This window comes from Clostridium sp. D53t1_180928_C8 (assembly GCF_015667795.1).
Lineage (GTDB): Bacteria > Bacillota > Clostridia > Clostridiales > Clostridiaceae > Clostridium.
Window position 1 is genome coordinate 1 of the sequence record NZ_JADPEL010000015.1, and the last position, 17,344, is coordinate 17,344.

Annotated in this window: 12 protein-coding genes; all 12 read left to right on the forward strand. The window is 30.0% G+C overall.

What is annotated here, in order from left to right; all coding sequences use genetic code 11:
* The first annotated feature begins 147 nt into the window (after positions 1-147).
* The 12 genes from I4V51_RS11090 to I4V51_RS11145 all read left to right on the forward strand — a co-directional run bounded on the left by I4V51_RS11090 (position 148) and on the right by I4V51_RS11145 (position 17,185).
* The gene (locus I4V51_RS11090; RefSeq protein ID WP_195988497.1) at positions 148-999 is read left to right on the forward strand and encodes a Cof-type HAD-IIB family hydrolase; all 852 of its coding nucleotides are present in this window, start codon (positions 148-150) and stop codon (positions 997-999) included.
* Positions 1,000-1,150: 151 nt separating this feature from the next.
* Positions 1,151-2,683, forward strand: a complete 1,533-nt coding sequence (locus I4V51_RS11095; RefSeq protein WP_195988498.1) for a response regulator — start codon at positions 1,151-1,153, stop codon at positions 2,681-2,683.
* Positions 2,676-4,310 (forward strand): histidine kinase, encoded by a 1,635-nt coding sequence (locus I4V51_RS11100; protein ID WP_195988499.1) that lies wholly within the window; start codon positions 2,676-2,678, stop codon positions 4,308-4,310. Before I4V51_RS11095 ends, I4V51_RS11100 begins: the two co-directional genes overlap by 8 nt.
* 363 nt (positions 4,311-4,673) lie before the next feature.
* Complete coding sequence (locus tag I4V51_RS11105) at positions 4,674-5,963, forward strand: extracellular solute-binding protein (RefSeq protein WP_195988500.1); 1,290 nt, start codon at positions 4,674-4,676, stop codon at positions 5,961-5,963.
* Between the two features lie 57 nt (positions 5,964-6,020).
* A complete protein-coding gene (locus I4V51_RS11110; RefSeq protein ID WP_195988501.1) occupies positions 6,021-6,908 on the forward strand; it encodes a sugar ABC transporter permease in 888 nt (295 codons plus the stop codon).
* Complete coding sequence (locus I4V51_RS11115) at positions 6,908-7,747, forward strand: carbohydrate ABC transporter permease (RefSeq protein WP_243281484.1); 840 nt, start codon at positions 6,908-6,910, stop codon at positions 7,745-7,747. Before I4V51_RS11110 ends, I4V51_RS11115 begins: the two co-directional genes overlap by 1 nt.
* 4 nt (positions 7,748-7,751) lie before the next feature.
* Positions 7,752-9,674 carry a hypothetical protein gene (locus I4V51_RS11120; protein ID WP_195988503.1) on the forward strand — a complete coding sequence of 641 codons (1,923 nt, stop codon included), beginning with the start codon at positions 7,752-7,754 and terminating at the stop codon, positions 9,672-9,674.
* A gap of 22 nt (positions 9,675-9,696) precedes the next feature.
* Positions 9,697-11,529, forward strand: a complete 1,833-nt coding sequence (locus I4V51_RS11125; RefSeq protein ID WP_195988504.1) for a hypothetical protein — start codon at positions 9,697-9,699, stop codon at positions 11,527-11,529.
* On the forward strand, positions 11,502-11,714 hold the full coding sequence (locus I4V51_RS11130) for a hypothetical protein (RefSeq protein ID WP_195988505.1): 213 nt from the start codon (positions 11,502-11,504) through the stop codon (positions 11,712-11,714). Before I4V51_RS11125 ends, I4V51_RS11130 begins: the two co-directional genes overlap by 28 nt.
* A gap of 116 nt (positions 11,715-11,830) precedes the next feature.
* Entirely contained in the window at positions 11,831-15,346 is a 3,516-nt protein-coding gene (locus tag I4V51_RS11135; RefSeq protein WP_195988506.1) for a bacterial Ig-like domain-containing protein, read from the forward strand.
* A gap of 403 nt (positions 15,347-15,749) precedes the next feature.
* The gene (locus tag I4V51_RS11140) at positions 15,750-16,157 is read left to right on the forward strand and encodes a secondary thiamine-phosphate synthase enzyme YjbQ (protein ID WP_195988507.1); all 408 of its coding nucleotides are present in this window, start codon (positions 15,750-15,752) and stop codon (positions 16,155-16,157) included.
* A 377-nt stretch (positions 16,158-16,534) separates the two neighbouring features.
* Positions 16,535-17,185 (forward strand): FusB/FusC family EF-G-binding protein, encoded by a 651-nt coding sequence (locus tag I4V51_RS11145; protein WP_195988508.1) that lies wholly within the window; start codon positions 16,535-16,537, stop codon positions 17,183-17,185.
* Positions 17,186-17,344: the final 159 nt, after the last annotated feature.

Consider the following 17,344-nt stretch of genomic DNA (forward strand, 5'->3'; position numbering starts at 1 on the left):
TTAATAGAATTTAATTGTAGTGATTTTATAACAATACATATTATAATTAATAAGAAGGTAAGTAACTAATATATTTAAATGTGAATAAATATATATAAGTGCTATATTTAAGTACTCAACTATAAATTAAAAGGATATTTTTGAATAATGAAGTATAGAATGATTTGTATAGATATGGACGGAACCTTATTAGGAAAAAATAAAAAAATTTCACAGTTTAATAAAGATATAATAAAGAAAGCTCATGATAAAGGTGTAGAAATTGTTGTGACTACAGGGAGGTTATACAATAATGCAGCTTATTTTTCAAATATTTTAGGGGTTAGCTCTCCTGTTATAGCAGCTAATGGAGCAGTTGTTATTAATAAAAGAACAAACGAAATCATTTATGAACGTGAAATTCCAAAAGTAGATTGTATAAATATTTATGATATATTGACAAAATATAAATTGCCATTTAATTTTCATACAACTAATAAAATATATTGTAGCAATTGGATAAGTAGAATAGGAACAGAAATTTTAATGACTAAGCAAAAGTGTTTTGAACATTTGAATATAGAATATATTACTGTTAGATCTAGACATGAATGGATAAAAGTTTTTGAAAAGGAAAGTGGATCCATGGCAAAGTGTATAGCATTCAGTGCTAATACAAAAAAAGTTATAGAAACTAGAGCTGAGATTGAAAAATTAAGTAATGTTGTAACATTTGCATCAGGTGGGCATAGTTTAGAAATTAATTGCAAGGGAGTATCTAAAGGCAATGCAGTTAAGGTATTAGCAAAAAGGTTTGGGATAAACAAAGAGGAAGTTATATGCATTGGAGACAATGAAAATGATATCTCAATGATAGAATTTGCAGGGCTAGGAATAGCTATGGGCAATGCAATTGAGAGAGTAAAAGCTGCTGCAGATTATATTACAGATACAAATAAAAATAATGGAGTTGGAAAGGCTATAGAAAAGTTTATATTGAATATAGATAATATTATTTAATAATTCAAATGTTTTAGGAAACTAACTAAGGTTAGTTTCTTTTTTATGAAAAATGTTGACATAATATGGGGGTTATAATAGAAAAAAATTGAAGTATATGATATTATATGTATAAATTATATATAACTATGGCTTGAGGGATGTGGAGACAATGTATAAAATCTTAATTGTTGATGATGAGTTTAATGAGAGAAGAGGGATACAGGGGCTCATATGCAAATATCAATATCCATTAGAGGTAAGACAAGCTCCAAATGGAAAAATTGCGTTAGAGATAATGGAAAAAGAAGAATTTGATATTCTACTTACAGATATAAAAATGCCTTTCATGACGGGGATAGAGCTTATTGAACAGGTGAATAAACGGGGATGGCATCCTATTTGTATTATATATAGTGCATACGGTGAATTTGAGTATGCTCAAAATGCAATTCAGTTGGGAGTTCTTCAGTATCTTTTGAAACCGATTAAATTAGAAAAATTCCAAGAGGTTTTTCAGAAGGTTATTGAGATATGCAAGGAAAAAAGAACACAGAAGGTTAAAAATGAAGAGCTAAAGAAAACGTTAAAATCTATTGAGTGTGAAAAGTATGCACAAAAGATTATAAGATATTTGGAGCTAGAAGAAGGTGAAGAAAGCTTTGATAAGTTTAATGAAACAATACAGAATGAAGCTTTTTATCCAATTATAATATCCTTATATTCATCATCAATTTTTAAATATTGGGAGAATTATGAACAAGATATTTTAAATGTGGTTGGAGAGGAGTCTTTAATTATAAATAAAAGTGATACACAGTTTTTAATTTTAATACGAAATAGAACTTTAAATTCAAAACAAATGGAAGAAATATGTAAAACTTTTATTGAAATTTCCCAAAATAAATATCAGTCAGAAATTTATGTTGTAGCAGGACAATTCTGCAAAGATATAAAAGAATTAAAAGAAGAATACACAAAAATGATAAATCAGTTGGATTATCAGTTTTTTGTGTCTAAAAGTATGTATTTTATTAATAATGAAAACGGTATAATAAGAAAAAAAAGTGAAATGCTCTATTTATATTATGAAAGAATTCTAACATTTGCAAAATTAAAAGATTATCAGGGGATGAATGATGAATTCAAAAAGGCTTTCAAATATGTAGAAGAATCAGAAGGTTTTACTTCACTTTATATAAAATATAATTTTTCTGAAGTAATAAAAAAGTGTTGTGAAATTTTGAATAGTGAAGAACGTATGATGGAGATAGTTGAAGACATATATGGTGCAAACTCAATTTGCCAAGTAAAGACAGCTATATTTAACTTAATTGAGACTTTATCTAAAACTGGAAAAGATAAAAATAAAGAAAATAGGCTTATTGTATTAGTAAAAAGTATTGTTAATGAACGGTTTAGTGATTATAATCTAAATGTTTCGCAAATTGCGGAGGATATGAACATGTCAGCAGCATATCTAAGTACACTTTTTAAAGTAGAGACGAAGCAGAATCTAGCAAAGTATATTTCTCAATATAGATTAGAAAAAGCTAAAGAACTATTAAAAACTACAAATATGAAGATATCTGATATTTCGAAAAAGGTGGGATATATGAATCCATCATATTTTATTTTATTATTCAAAAATAACGTGGGTTGTAGCCCAGCAAAATACAGGGAGAAGTTTTTCAAAAATGAATAAAAAAATAAAATCTTTTCGGGAACAATTAAAAAGAGCATTTATTGTAGTTATTGTAATACCGGTTTTGAGTCTTGGTAGTTTTATGTTCTACTCATCTTTTAGATTTATTGAAAATCAAATATTATCGGAAAGTATGAATTTAATTAAACAAAGTTCGATAGATATGGAAAATCGTATTAAAGTTTGTGATGATTCATTACGTTATTTGGTTGCAAATTATGATTTAAGAGATTTTCTTTTAATTAATAGGGAGGATTACCTAGATTTAAGTAAGGCATCTAAAAATATAAGGGAATTACTTTACAATGTTCTTATGGTAAATAGATATTATAAGTCATTAACTATATATACTGACAAAGAGTTTTTTGTACTTACAGATTTTCTTAAAGATTCAAAGCAAGTGGAAAATGAGGAGTGGTATAAAAACATAGTAAAATCAGAAGGTAGTTATTGGTGGTATGAAGATGATAAGGTTTTTTTAGGAAAAACAATCATGGCAGCATATCCTCCAAGCCCAATTGGAGTTATTAAAGTAGAGCTGAAAAATGATGTATTTTTAGATAGTTTTCTTATTTTTAAAGATATACCTATAAAAATAGAGATCAAGGACAGTGAAGAGGTATTTTATGAATATATGGATTCAGGGTGGAATGGAAATCCAAGATTAAAAAAAGATGATAAGTTTGAAACTAATGGATGGAGCATTACATATCAGATTGATAAAAATTATTATGATAACTATATGAATATTAGCTTAGTAACGCCAATATTGGTTATATTTATGGTATTGATATTGTCTTGGTTTCTAATATATTATTATTCAAATAGGCTAGCTAAGGGGTTGTCCGTATTAGTTGAACAAATAGAAGAAGTTCAAAAAGGAAATCTAGATATTTCTATTAAGTTATCAGAGACTACAGAAATTAATATTTTGGCAACAAGTATACAAAACTTGTTAAATAAAATTAAGCAGTTGATAAGAGAAGTATATTCAAAGGAAATTGAACGGCAGAATTTAGAGTTAAATTTATTACAATCAAAAATGAATCCGCATTTTTTATATAATAATTTATCGGCAATTAATTGGATTGCACTGGAAAATGGACAAGAAAAAATTTATATTATAGCAACAGAGCTAGCTAATTTTTACAGGACTGCTTTAAATAGAGGAAAAAATATTGATAAGCTTTCAATAGAATTGGAGAATATTAAAGCATATATTAGACTTCAACTTATTTCTCATGAAAATTCATTCAATGTAAAATATCATATTGATGAAAGTGCGCTAAATAAAGAGGTACCGTTATTCATTTTGCAACCTCTAGTTGAAAATGCTATTGAACATGGAATCGATCAACTATGGGATGAAGCTGGAAAGATTGAAATAATAATTGAAAGGGATGAGGAATGGCTTCTTATGAAAGTACATGATAATGGAACAGCATTATACGAAAAAATAGGAACTGCTGAATTGCCTGAAGAAAAATTTGGATATGCAACTAGTAATGTACAGAAGCGGATTAGACTATTATATGGAGATGAAGGTGGATTAAAAATACTAGCAGATAAATCTGGAACAACTGCTATTGTAAGAGTTAGGATTGAAGATTTAAAAAAATTAATGTGATTTAAAAAATATAAGCCTTTAAACTGATAAATATTCTTCAGTTTAAAGGTTTATTTTATTTATAGAAAAATTTAAATTTAGAATATAAAAAAATTGTTATATTTCTATAAAGATTTGGATAGAAGATAATGAAAAATAAAAATAAAATATAAATATAGACACGCGCTAATAAAAATTATAGAAAATGTATTGAAAACGTATAGAGGTGTTAAAAGTAATAAAATTATTTTAGCCTTGTTCATTATTCTTTTTATTTTGGAAGATAATAATTTCGTATATTTAAATTAATTATATTATCCAAATAGAGAAGAAAAATGTTCATATAACTTAACATAATGTATAGAGATGAAAGGGGAAGGTATTATGAAAAAGAGAGTAATAAGTAGTTTAGTGAGCATGGTATTAGCAACAACAATGCTTGTTGGATGTGGAAATGGTAGTAATGGAGGAAGCTCACAAAAAGATAATAGTAAGGGAGGGGTTACAGTTACAATGACAGGGTGGTATACAGAAGAGAATATGGAACCTGTAATTAGTAAAGTAAATGAGATGCTAGAAGGTAAATATAATGTAGAGTATACGTATATCAATCTTGATGAATATAACAATGTATTAAGTACTCAGTTAGCAGCAGGAGAAGGGCCTGATATCATAACAGACGGAACAAATTTCCCAGCGAGAATAAAGGCAGGAAATCTGAAGGAAATTACAGGAAGTGATTATTTAGATGGAATAAATGAAGCAGGAATGGCTTTATCTACTTCTGAAGATGGAAAGGTATATGGTATTCCTTCATATGGATGGTTCTCTGGACTTTGGTATAACAAGGATATATTTGAAAAAAACAATATTACCGAATTACCTCAGACATTTGATGAACTTGTAGCTGTATGTGATAAGTTAAGTGCTGCAGGAGTACAACCTCTTGGATTTGGATTATCAGATGGAGATCAAGGTATGCATTCTTTAATGGGCTATATTGAAAATACATTCTATGAAACAAGTGAAGAGGGAAAAAATTTTGATGAAGAATTTTCTTATGGAGAGAAGAAGATGAATGGCACTCTAAATAAGTATGTCAAAGAGTGGAGTGTATTAATTGAAAAAGGATACATTACACCTGAAATGGTCGGTACTTCAAATGAGCAGGCATTAAGTAATTTTATTTCAGGAAAAACTGCAATGTTTAATGCAGGGCCTTGGTATTACACAAATATAAAAGAAGCAAATATGAATGTAGGAATGATGCCTCACCTTGGAAAAATGGCAGATGTACAGTATATGCTTGGTGGGCCAGCAGCAAATTTCGGTATTAATGCAAATACTAAGAATGAAGAAGGAGCAGATGCAGTTATGAAAGCTCTTGCTTCTGTAGAAGTACAGCAGGCATTCGCAGATGCAAATGAAGGAAGCTTTAGCTATAAAGAAGGTGTAAAGGTAGATATGCCGGAAGAATATGATATAGTAAAACCTATTCTAGAGGCTGGAAATGTAGCATGTAGCTGGGAGCGTTGGGGTGTAAATATGCCAGCTCAAACTCTAATTGATGAACTGTTATCTCAGCTTCAAGGACTTGTAACTGGTGATTTAACTGTAGATGATTTTATAAAGTCACTAGATAGCAGAGCAGATGCTATAAGATATAAGGAGTAATAAGATAAAGGAGAAGTCTGACTAGTATGTTAGGCTTCTCAATAAAAAGGAGGAGCTATGAATAGGAGATTAAAACTAAAGGGTAATATGCCGTATATTATTATGGTACTTCCCGCAGTGGTATTATTTGTCACATTTTTTATAATCCCATTGATTTTTACCGGACGATACAGTTTTTATAATTGGACTAACTATTCACCTAATATTCCATTTGTTGGATTAGATAATTATAAAGCTATTTTTGGAGATAAGACAATCTTTGTAGGGATTAAAAATTCATTGATTTATGCATTTTCAACAGTAATTCTTCAGAGCTTTATTGCTTTGCCTGTGGCAGTTTTACTGAATAAAAAGTTTAAAGGAAGAAACTTCTTCCGTGCATTATTTTTCTGCCCTGCAGTATTAAGTACATTAGTCGTAGGATATTTGTGGAAGTACTTACTTTCAGCAAGTGATTATGGATTTGTAAATCAGGTACTTGTAAACCTTGGATTTGAAAAAGTTAACTTTATGGGAAATGGTAAAATTGCCCTGATAGTTATTATATTGACGCAGGTATGGCAGTGGTTTGGATGGTCTATGGTTATTTATTTAGGAAATCTTCAAAGCATAAGTGATGATTTGTATGAAGCGGCATCCATTGACGGAGCAGGAACTTTAAAACAATTTTGGCATATTACAATTCCAGGATTGGCACCAGCAATAAAAATTAATTTAATTAATGGTACAATTGCAGGATTGAAAGTATTTGATATTGTAGTATCTATGACTGGGGGAGGTCCTGCACATAAGACTGATACAATTCTTACCTTGATGTTCTCTAAGTTTTCAGAAGGTAATTATGGATATGCATCAGCATTTGGTATTGTATTTTTAATTGTAAGTATGATTGTTGCATGTATCATGCTTGGGTTATTTGGAAAATGGGAAAGGAGGTTAGAATAATGAAAATGAAAAGAAAAAAAATGATAGCAAGCACTGCAAAATATGTTTTATTAAGTATTCTTGCAATAATAGTGGTTATTCCTATTTATTATTTGGTTGTTACGACTTTTAAGACATCAACAGAAGCTGCTCTATCACCTATGGCATTACCATCACGTATTGATTTTAGTTCTTATGTGAATGCATTTGAAAAGATGCAGTATCCAAGAGCCTTTAAAAATACAGTAATTATAACAGGATGTTCGGTGATTGGATTGATTTTATCTGCTTCTATGTGTGGATATGTATTGAATAGAAAAGGTAAATATAAGACGGTTCAAGGAATATTTCTTCTTATCCTTTCTGGTATGATGTTCCCTTATCAGATGTCAATTTTAGGATTATATAAGGTAATTCAGCAAATGAATCTTATGAATTCACTTCTTGGTGTAATTTTAATTAATATTGCAATTAATATACCATTTGCTACGTTCTTAATTAAGAGTTTCGTAAATACGATTCCAATTGAATTAGAAGAAGCAGCAAGGATTGATGGATGTGGTACTTTCCGTACATTTTGGACAATTATATTTCCGCTGATGAAGCCAACTATTGCTACAGTTGCAATTTTAAATACGCTTACAATTTGGAATGATTTTATGGGACCATTGTATTTCTTACAGTCTCGTGAGAATAATGTTATTCTTCAGGAAGTATATAGAAATATCGGTCAGTTCTCTACAGATTGGACTAGCCTATTCCCAATGATGGTTCTTGGTGTACTTCCATTACTTATTTTCTATCTATTCATGCAAAGATATATTATAGGTGGAGTTATGAACGGATCAGTGAAAGGATAAAAAAATGAAAGAGTTAATAAATGAAAAATTTATAATTAGATCAGATAAAGAAAATAAACTTATCTTTTTAGGCCATAAAGGTGATAGTACTGGTATGAACTGGATAGAAGGGAATGAAAAATGGGGAACTGTTTTTTATCCAGAAGGAATTAGTGTTTTAATAGAAAGAAAATTTTCAGAGGATGGAAATTTAAGAGAAGTATATAGTTTCACAAATACTACTGAATTTCCAATTAGTTTCAAAAGAACAGATATAGGAATTTATACAACCTTTAATGATAACTATGAGGATACTGATATTTGTATTGAAAAGAAATGTCATACACATATTTTCTGTGGTGAAAATGCTGCCTATATTATGGCTTTACAAATGGGAGGAAGAGCTCCACATTTGGGAATGAAAGTTATAAGAGGAAGTATTGTATCTTATAGTGTAGAGCGTGACTTGACTGAAGAAAGCAATGATAGGGGAGATTTTATTCTGCATCCAGATTTTCCGATTTTACAGCCAAGGGAAACTATAGAGATAGAGTGGGAGCTTTTCTGGTTTTTAGATAAAATTGACTTTAAAAGGAACCTTATGAAAACTTATGGATTTCCTGTAGTAAATTCACAGCAATTTACTTATTTTATGGGAGAAACAATAAAGTTTGATGTGTTATCATCGGGAGTATTTAAAAAGGAACAGATTGAAATTAAATACCAAGGTAGAGAAATTCCATTTCAATTAGAATGTGATGGTAATATAACAGTAGTTAAATGTAGATATTTAGTAAAAGAACCTGGAGAACTTAAGTTTGATATCAATTTTGCAGAAAGAAGGACACATGTAAATTTCCTAGGATGTAAACATTTATATCAAATGATAGAGGAAAGATGCCGTTTTATTGTGGAAAAGCAACAGTATCATAAGGAAGGAAGTGTTCTAGATGGAGCATACCTAATTTATGATAATGAAGAAAAAAAGCAGTATTATAGCCATTTAGATGATCATAATGGAGGGCGTGAGAGAATTTGCATGGGAATTCTTATTGCAAGATATTTGCAGAAAAATAAGAATGAAGCTTTTTTTGAAAGTCTTAAGAAGTATATAGCCTATATTTATAGAGAATTGTATGATTCTAAGACTGGGGTTGTATTTAATGATGTAAAACGAAATAAGGATTGGCATAGGTTATATAATTATCCATGGATGTCTGTATTCTATTTAGAATTATATCGTTTGTTTAAAGATAGAAAGTATTTAGAGGATTCTTTCAGTACAATGGAACGTTATTATAAAGAGGGTGGAGGAACCTTTTATGGAATTGCAATTCCAGCAATAGAGTTATTAGAGTACCTTAAGCTAGAAAATATGAAAGATGAAGCAGAAATATTTGAGAATGATTTTATAAAACATGCGCTTCATATTTTAGAGAATGGATTACATTATCCACCATTTGAAGTGCGTTATGAACAGAGTATAGTAGCTCCTGCTGTGAGCTGTCTTCTTCAGGCTTATGATATTACTAGAGATAAACGCTTTTTAGAAGAGGCTGAAAAGCAAATGGAGGTTCTAGAATTATTTAATGGAGAGCAACCAGATTATCATCAATATGAAGTTGCTATAAGACATTGGGATGGTAGATGGTTTGGGAAATATAGGAATTATGGAGATACATACCCACATTATTGGAGCTCATTAACTGGAATAGATTTTATTCAGTACAGTAATATTACGGGTAATGAAAAATATAAAGAAAAAGCAAAAGCTTCTTTTAGAGGATGTTTAAATCTGTTTGGAACAGATGGAAGTGCTTCTTGTGCAATGGTTTATCCAGAGATGGTTAATGGAAAAAAAGGACATTATTATGATCCATGGGCAAATGATCAGGATTGGGCACTTTATTTTGCATTAAGATATGAAGAAGCAACTATAAAAAAATAGAAATAAGGGAAAGGAAAAATATATGAGTAAGTTGATATTAAATGTTATTCACAGACCTGAGATGGTTCCAGAATATGCAGAGAAAGTAACAGGGCATGGTAAGGAAGAGGATATATCTAGAGAATCTTTATTAACAGAAAGTCTAGATATTTTTAAAACACAACAAGAGATTGCACATAAAAATGGATTAAAGACAACAATACAAATGACATATGCGAGTCTATTTAATGATGAAGCAGTGAACTTAGCGAAGGAACATCATGAAAAATATGGTGATGAAATTTCACTAACTCTATTAGGATTACCATGTGAGGAGTTTAGAAAAAAATACAATACAAAAGACTTCTGTATATGGATGTTTTCAATGGAGGATAAAAAAGCAATTGTAAAGGATGTATTTGAAAAGTTCTATGAGATATTTGGATTTTATCCAGAATCTACAGGAAGCTATTATATAGATGCGGAGCTTATGAATTATATTAAAGAAGAATATCCATCAGTAAAAGCAGCAGTAGCAACATGTTGGGAAGAAGGGCCAAAGGCATACAGAACTTGTAACAATTCTTGGTATACGTTGTTTGATGGTGGTCCTTGGAATCCATGGATTCCATCAAAGCAGAATACTCATGCTCCAGCAGCAAATAAAGCTGAAGATTGCGGCATTGTAGCAATACCTCATCTTTCAAGAGATTTAATGGCATGTTTTGATGGAAATGGATCAAACTTTGGAACACATCCTCAAAATGTGTTAAGGGGGATGATCTATCAAGATGGGGAATATCCATATTTGTATAATTTAATAGATCAATATAGAAGTTTAGAGAAATACAACAGAGGATATGCATATAACATGATGTTTGTAGGACCTGGCTGGATGAATAAGATGGGGCGTTGGGAATCCCCATATGAATTACTTCTAAAGAGCTACGAAGATGGAATGGCATACTATGGAAAGCTTAAAAAGGAAGGGAAGCTTGAAGATCTTACTATGAGTGAGTTTGCTGATTACTATAGGTCAATCCATTCGTATGAGCAGCCAGAATGTGCAATGTGGAAAGATATTTTATATGGTTCAGATAAGCAATATTTTTGGTATGCTGATCCATATATGAGAACTTGCCTTGATATGAATCAAGGAGGAGCAATAATTGATTTGCGTCCTTATGTAGCAAAACTTGAATGGCCAGTTGGAATTGGAACAAAACATATTCAGGATGCAAGTTATCCATTCATAATTCAAGCAAATTATAGAGCGGGATATTTTACACATTATGCAGGAGAAGGGACTATAAAGAGTTTGAAGGTAAGCTATAAAGGAGAGGAAGTAGACCTTTGCTTATGTAGAACAAAAGCACAATATAGTGAAGATGGAAAGAAACATATTGTTAAGCTAGATCCTGTAACTATAGAATTTTCAGATTTAAGTATTGAGGTAACGTCTACATTTATATTTGAGGAAGGAAGTTCTAAGATTGAAATTATTAGAGAGATAAACAATAGTAGTGATTCAGATGCGTATGTAGAGTTTAATGAGTATATGACTGCATGCTATGGTACAACTGAATATCCTGAAGATATGAGTAATATTACTCTTATGGTAAAAAGTGAAGAAAAAATTGAAGAGATAAAATATTCATATAAATGTAGAGAGGCAGAGCTTCAGTCGGTAGATGAAGTTTGTGCAATTATTCCTGAAATTGAAACTAAAGTAACAGTTACTCCGTATGGAAAAGATATAAAAGGATATTATAGAGAGGGATATGCATTTAGTCCTATGTTTACATTAGGTTTGAAGAAAGAGTTAAAGAAAGGACAGGTGATGAGAACATGGCTCAATCTACAAAAGGAAAATTAAATTATAGATGTCCATCTTGCTTTATGAGAGATTTAGATATCGACATGTTTTATGATAAGGAAAAGAAGGAATACTATTGCCTGAGATGTTGTTATACAGGAAGTGAAGAAGATGTAAAAGCAAAAAATCAGATGGCAAGATTTAGATATAGAAGTATGATGAAACGTTATACTAAGTTTGAGTAAAAGTATATTAATTTAAGTTTGTCTTTATGTGTTATGTTTTATAAAAATAAGATAGACAGAGCGCATAGGACAGGCTGAATTAATAATAAATGTATAAAAGTAGAGGTAGAGGAAATATGAGAAGAAAAACAAGAAAAATAATATCTTTTTTCATGCTTGCATGTATGACAGTCTTTATGATGGAACCTCAGAAAGTAGAAGCTTCTGAACTACCGTATGAAAAGTTAGACAAGTATGTTGATAAAGATGGACTAAAAGAGGTTTATGACACAATATTTGATGAAAATCTTATAAAGCAGGATGTTAAAACAGTACCTGAAAGTGAAGCTGCAAATCATCCAGTTGCTATGGTAAAATTGGAAAATGGAAAGGTAGCTTATTATGTTAATGGTGAACCATATTATCCATTAGCTATAGAGACAGGATGGTGGGATACTCGTGTTGATGATAATGGACAGATGAGTTCTAATCCTGCTAATGTAGGAGATAATTTTAAAGAAATTACAGATGCTGAATGGAATGCATACTTTTCTGATATGCGTAATATTGGTTTTAATACAGTTCAATTAATGACATATTGGCGTGATTGGGAGCCTGTACAAGGAGAATATGATTTTACATTTTTAAATCATGTAACAGATCTTGCAGCTGCAAATGGTTTAAAAACAGAATTAATAATTTTCTTCCATAGTCAGACAGATAATATTCCACGAGAAATGGATGATTTCTGGGGATATCATTTTGATGAACATAATATTGATGGGCGTGATTATGCATTGACTATGCAATGGGGAAATAATCTTACATCAGCAGCAGATATTAGAGCTGATAGAGATGAGCATGGTGGAAGTCATGCCGGAATTGAAAATTTTCTAGAATATTGGCATCCGGATGTATTTGAAGGAATTACAAATGCATTAGAAGCACTAGGAAGAAATTTTGCAAATTCATCTAATATTATAGGATATCAGATTGGAAATGAAGAAGGGTTTAATTTTTACGTAGATGGAGGTAATGATAAAAATCCATACTATAAAGAATTGAAGAAAATGTATCATGCCGATCCAAAAAATATTGGTAAAGATGATAATAAATTCAGGGCAGAGACAATTAATAACTTATGGAAATGTTTTAGTAATGCCCTTCATAAAGGAGACCCTTATAAACCAACTACTACAAATATTCAAAGTGGACATACAGAAAAGAATGATATTAGAGATACACAATATTCCAATGATGGAACAACTATGGACTTCTATAAGAGTGTAGATATGATTGGAACTATGTTTTACGGACAAGCCTGGAAGATTTATAACAATCTTGATAAGGTATACAATACTTATAAAACAGAAGAGGTAAAAGATACTTATGCAACAGGATTCCCAATTTTATTCCCAACAGAAATTAGTGCAACTATGAATGATGGAAGTGTTGCAAAGCAAATTACAGCTCAGACAATAGCTAGAGGTGGTCAAGGAATAGGTTTATATTGTTATGGAGAGTTATATAATAATTTTGAAGTAAATGGAACAAAGTATCCAAAACCAGTTCTTAGCACTGTTGAAACAATGCTTCATGTGTTAAAGAATAATGAAGATATTATTCATTCAGGAATACCTGTAACATCTGAAATGACATCAAATATTTTCATGAAAATTAAAAATATTAATAATGGTATGTCAAAACAAGGTGAGCCAACATTAAGCGTACTTGAAGGTAAAGATGCAAGAGCACTTGGTGTACTTCATTTCTATGGAAATGCTAATAATGGAAATTCATCAGAAGGAAATAGAGAGAGAACAGTAACTGTAACTCTTTCTGCAAAGGAAGCGGGAAATTATAAAGTAATATTAGGTAAGACAGATGGTACAGTTGATGTTAAGATTGTCAATGTTGAAAATGCAAATGGAGAAGTAGATTTTACAGTTAATACAACAGGATTAGACGTAGTTTATATTACAGCTGAAAAGACAAATGAAATAGAAGTAGAAGAACCTACTTTAGAATCAATTGAAATTATAGGAAAGCCAACAAAAACAACTTATAAATTGGGTGAAAGTTTTGATTCTACAGGAGTTAAGATTAGGGCCAAATATAGCAATGGAACAGCAGAGATGATTACAGGTAATGAGGGAGTTAAATTTACAGGGTTTAATACAGAGATGGTAGGCGAACAAACTATTACTGTTGAATATGAAGGAAAGCAAACAACTTTTAAAGTTACAGTAGAAGAAAGTCCTTTCTTAACAAATTTTGATTTGTTTGAAGGTTACTCACTTGAACTTCTTTTTGATGAGCACATAAATAATGGAAGAAGTGCTGCATTTAAAGCTGATGATAAAAATTTAGCTAAAATGAAGGAAGAAAAAGGGTGGATTCAATACAATTTTGGTAAAAAAGTTGAATTGAGTGGTATTGATATGTGGACAAATTATGGAGCAAGTCAAGGTATCAAGAAATTTAAAGTAGCTATTCCTGATGAAAATGGAGAATGGATATTTATTAAGGATGATAGTGGACAAAAAGATAAAGAATTTAATTTAGATTGGACAACAGAAAAAGAAGACTGTGAAAAACAAGGGGGTACATTTGAACCGGTTAATACAGAAAAGGTAAGAATTTATGTTCTTGATGTTGGTCATAAATGGGATGAGGATGTAACTGGAATCAAAAAGTTTGCAATGCGTGAAATTCAATTTGTAGCAAAAAACATAGACCTTACAGGAATTGAAATTAAGAATATGCCAACAAAAACAATTTATGAAGTTGGAGAAAATCTTGATTTAACAGGAATGGAAATAGTAGCTAAATACAGCAATAATACTGAGAAGGTTCTAAAAGCAGAAGATATTCAAGTAAATGGATTTAATAATGAAGTAGCAGGAACTCAAGAAATTACAGTTATTTATACAGAAAATGAAATCACGAAGACAGCACAATTTGAAGTTACTGTAAATGAGCCAGTTATAACAAAAATTGAAATTACTACACCTCCAACAAAGTTAGAATATAAGGTAGGAGAACCTCTTAATACTGAAGGTATGGTAGTAACTGCATATTATAGCAATAATTCGAAAAAAATAATTAATGAAGGATATGAAGTTACTGGGTACAATATAAATACTATTGGAGAGCAAAATATTACTGTAACATTTAAAGATAAAAGTGCAATATTTACTGTATCTGTAAAAGAATCAAATTTAGTAGAAGAGGCAGTTTTAACAGGAATTGAAGTAGTAGCGCCTATAAAAATAGAATACAAAATAGGCGAAAAGCTTAATCTTGAAGGAATGAAGGTTAAAGCAAGATACAGTGATGGAACAATAAAGGAAATTGCTTTAGATAGCCTTTTAATAAGTGATTTAGATTCTACAACAGTAGGAGAGAAAATAATTACTGTAAAATACGAAGGAAAAGTAGCAGAGTTTAAAGTTATAGTAAAATCAGAAGAAGGAAGTCAAAACAAGCCATCTGATAATAATAAACCTTCAGATAATAATGTAAGTACTAATACTAATGGAAAAGGTAATAATAGTTTACCAGCAACAGGTGGAAGTTCACCAGTGCTTATGGGATTATTAGGAACAATAACTTCTTTAGTAGGTGTATTCACGCTAAAAAGAAAAAATTAATTTTTTAGAATAATAAAGTTAAACCTCAGGAATGTATAATTAATATTTCTGGGGTTTAATTAGTATAAAGGAAGAAGAGTCTTTAACTTAATTCACTTTAAGTATTGGAAGTTTGTATTAAACATATATTTTTAGTAGGATAATTATAGTGAGAAGTTTTAAGAGTTAGCCATATATTAGATAGATATATAGTAATAAAACAAAAACAAATTCAAAGTTTAAATATGTTAAAATATGGATAGTTTTTCCTCTTAATATATGATTTACCTTGTTTTAGTAATATATTTAAAACTGATATGGGGAAGAGAATATGTGTGAATATTTGTATTTAATAGAATTGATAATAATAGTTTAAAGATTTATAACTATATTATGGTATAAGGATATAAAGGAGAGGATAATTATGAAAAAGTTATATAAACACTCTTTAAGTATACAGAGTAATCAAACTATGGTAGATATTACAGGTGTAATTAAAGATGATATTAAAGAAAGTGGTGTTAAGGATGGAATTGTAGTAGTATATTGTCCTCATACCACAGCTGGAATAACTATAAATGAAAATGCTGATCCAGATGTTATAAAAGATTTGATTTATGGATTTGAAAAAGCATATCCAAGTGAAGACGTTAACTATAGGCACTTTGAAGGAAACTCTCATGCTCATATGAAGTCATCAACTATTGGGGCTTCACAAACTCTTATATTAGATGATGGGAAGCTTATATTAGGTACATGGCAGGATGTATATTTTTGTGAATTTGATGGTCCTAGAAATAGAAGCTTTTATGTTAAGGTAATGGAGGGATAAAATAGAGGTGAGCTAAAAAAATTACAAAGTTCACTTAATTAGTAATTATTAAGAGTATTCGCAAATTCAGGGGATTTGGTAATAGTTTTTCTTTATGATAAGTGTATTGCTAATGATAGACTTTAAAAGGCAATGTAATATTAAATTTCAGTTAACATATATTAATAAGTCTATGTTATAATATAGGAATTAATAATATGGAAGGTGATTTGAATGAAGGATTATAAAACTTTCATGTTTAAATTAATTTGCTCCTTTCAAGGACTACAATAAAGTAAGCTAAACTTTGTCTGGAGCTAAAATAGTTTTTTAGCTGAAATTAGTATTCCTTGATTATAAATTCATAGTTTTATTATTTGAAATTAAGGAGTAAAGATATGAAAGAATTTATAAAAAAACAACAATTTAATTATATAAAGAGATGTTTAAATGATCTAAATAATGCCTTTAGAAATTGTGTAGATGCCAATGTAGTAGAAACTACTAAGTTATGTTGCCAAGATAAGATATTGTCACAATTTTATAGCTTATCACCAGAGCGAAGAGATGTTCTTAATATAGGAAGAATTAATGAACCATTACAGATTGAACCATTTTTAAAAGAGTTAGATAAATATGTTTATGGTATGAATAAATTAACAAAAGCTGATATTAATAAAGTTTTTAAAAAAGAGAAAAAACTTAAGTTGCCTGATTTGGAATCAGATGAAAAGTTAGTATATACTGGTTGGATTGATGAAGGTACTAAGAAATTATTTATTGTTTATAATTTGGATGGGAAGCTTTTAGGTATGGCTTGTAGATTACCTAAAACAACAAAAAAAAGTAGTAACATCTGTGCTATCTGTAATAGGATAGGCAGTGAAAGTGAAGTAGAATTTGTGTCTCCAATATGTAAACCACTTAGTGAAGAAGATTATAAATCATTAGGTTTTTATATTTGTTTAGATAGTAGGGTATGTAATCAAAGAATTGAATCAGTAGAGAAGCTAGAGCATATTTTAAAAGTTGTTAACAGAATAAAATAATACTATTAAGCAATAATATTAATATGGTATGTAGTACAGATGTACTGCATACCATATTTTTGTTGAAGTACATTTAATTTATATTATATACAGTATTTATAAATATTCACTTTAGTATTAGAGTTACCTTAGAGTGTTAATGATTGCTAGAAAACTTGT

Bases quoted from the DNA above. Each gene is read 5' to 3' on its own strand.
- I4V51_RS11100 (WP_195988499.1), top strand. From the start codon at position 2,676: ATGAATAAAAAAATAAAATCTTTTCGGGAACAATTAAAAAGAGCATTT.
- I4V51_RS11120 (WP_195988503.1), top strand. From the start codon at position 7,752: ATGAAAGAGTTAATAAATGAAAAATTTATAATTAGATCAGATAAAGAA.
- I4V51_RS11130 (WP_195988505.1), top strand. From the start codon at position 11,502: ATGGCTCAATCTACAAAAGGAAAATTAAATTATAGATGTCCATCTTGC.
- I4V51_RS11115 (WP_243281484.1), top strand. From the start codon at position 6,908: ATGAAAATGAAAAGAAAAAAAATGATAGCAAGCACTGCAAAATATGTT.
- I4V51_RS11125 (WP_195988504.1), top strand. From the start codon at position 9,697: ATGAGTAAGTTGATATTAAATGTTATTCACAGACCTGAGATGGTTCCA.
- I4V51_RS11145 (WP_195988508.1), top strand. From the start codon at position 16,535: ATGAAAGAATTTATAAAAAAACAACAATTTAATTATATAAAGAGATGT.
- I4V51_RS11140 (WP_195988507.1), top strand. From the start codon at position 15,750: ATGAAAAAGTTATATAAACACTCTTTAAGTATACAGAGTAATCAAACT.
- I4V51_RS11090 (WP_195988497.1), top strand. From the start codon at position 148: ATGAAGTATAGAATGATTTGTATAGATATGGACGGAACCTTATTAGGA.
- I4V51_RS11105 (WP_195988500.1), top strand. From the start codon at position 4,674: ATGAAAAAGAGAGTAATAAGTAGTTTAGTGAGCATGGTATTAGCAACA.
- I4V51_RS11135 (WP_195988506.1), top strand. From the start codon at position 11,831: ATGAGAAGAAAAACAAGAAAAATAATATCTTTTTTCATGCTTGCATGT.
- I4V51_RS11095 (WP_195988498.1), top strand. From the start codon at position 1,151: ATGTATAAAATCTTAATTGTTGATGATGAGTTTAATGAGAGAAGAGGG.
- I4V51_RS11110 (WP_195988501.1), top strand. From the start codon at position 6,021: ATGAATAGGAGATTAAAACTAAAGGGTAATATGCCGTATATTATTATG.